Origin of the sequence: Chromohalobacter sp. 296-RDG (assembly GCF_029889885.1) — a bacterium.
In the GTDB taxonomy this organism is placed as follows: domain Bacteria; phylum Pseudomonadota; class Gammaproteobacteria; order Pseudomonadales; family Halomonadaceae; genus Chromohalobacter.
The window spans coordinates 1-1,459 of sequence record NZ_JARANY010000193.1 but is presented as its reverse complement, the minus strand read 5'-3'; the positions used below and the strand labels follow the sequence as shown (position 1 = coordinate 1,459).

The 1,459-nt window shown below is 63.7% G+C and carries 1 protein-coding gene; it reads right to left on the bottom strand.

The features are described 5' to 3' along the window. Window positions 1-1,459: class I tRNA ligase family protein (locus OP495_RS17800; RefSeq protein ID WP_280571109.1), on the bottom strand; the 1,459-nt coding region annotated here is incomplete at both ends.

Below are 1,459 nucleotides of genomic sequence, written 5' to 3'. Positions count from 1 at the left end.
GGACATCTTGCGGCCCTTCTCGTCGACAGTGAAGCCGTGCGTCAAAAGCGCTTTGTAAGGCGCATGACCGTCGATGGCGCAACCGGTCAGCAACGACGAATGGAACCAGCCACGATGCTGGTCGGAGCCCTCGAGATACAGGTCGGCACGCGGACCCTGGTCGTGTCCCATCGGATGCGAGCCGCGCATCACATGACGATGCGTGGTGCCTGAATCGAACCACACATCCAGCGTGTCGGTGACTTTCTCGTAGTCACCGGCCTCGTCGCCCAGCAGCTCTTGAGCATCGAGACGGAACCAAGCATCGATGCCCTCGGCTTCGACGCGCTTGGCGACGTCTTCCATCAGCTCGACGGTACGCGGATGCCACTCCCCAGTCTGCTTGTGCAGGAAGAACGGGATCGGCACCCCCCAGTTACGCTGCCGTGAGATGCACCAGTCGGGACGGTTGGCGATCATCGAGTGCAGGCGCGCCTTGCCCCAGGCGGGGACGAACTGCGTCGCCTCAACGCCGTCCAACGCGCGCTGACGCAGCGTGCGCCCCGCGTCGTCCTCGCGATCCATACCCACGAACCATTGCGCGGTCGCGCGGTAGATGACCGGCGTCTTGTGGCGCCAGCAGTGCATGTAGCTGTGGGTGATCGGCGTGTGCACCATCAGCGCGTTGACTTCACGCAGCTTGTCAACGATCTGGGGGTTGGCCTTCCAGATCATCTGCCCGCCGAAGAACGGCAGATCATCGCGGTATACGCCATTGCCCTGCACGGGGTTGAGCATGTCGTCGAAGCTCATGCCATGCTCGCGGCAGGTCATGAAGTCATCGAGGCCGTACGACGGCGCCGAGTGGACGACGCCGGTGCTGCCCTCTTCCACGGTCACGTAATCGGCGAGATATACCGGCGCCACACGCTCGTAGAACGGGTGCTGGAAATTGATGAATTCAAGCGCCGCGCCCGTGGTCGTAGCCACGATTTCACCCTCTAGGCCGTAGCGCGTCAGGCAGCTCTCGATCAGTTCTTCGGCGAGCACCAGCAGCCGCTCGCCGGTATCGACCAGCGCGTAGGTGACGTCGGGATGCACGTTCAGCGCCTGGTTGGCGGGAATGGTCCACGGCGTGGTGGTCCAGATGACGATCGCTGCCGGCTTGTCGAGCGCGGTGAGCCCAAACGCCATCGCCAGCTTGGCGGGCTCGGCGGCGGTGAAGGCGACATCGATAGCATCGGACTTCTTGTCGGCGTACTCGACCTCGGCCTCGGCCAGCGCCGAGCCGCAATCGAAGCACCAGTTGACCGGCTTCAGCCCCTTGAAGACATAACCACCCTCGACCATCTTGGCCAGCGCACGGATTTCGCCCGCCTCGTTGGCGAAATCCATGGTCCGGTAGGGGCGCTCCCAGTCACCGACCACGCCCAGGCGCACGAAGTCGGTCTTCTGCGCTTCGATCTGCGCGCCCGCGTAC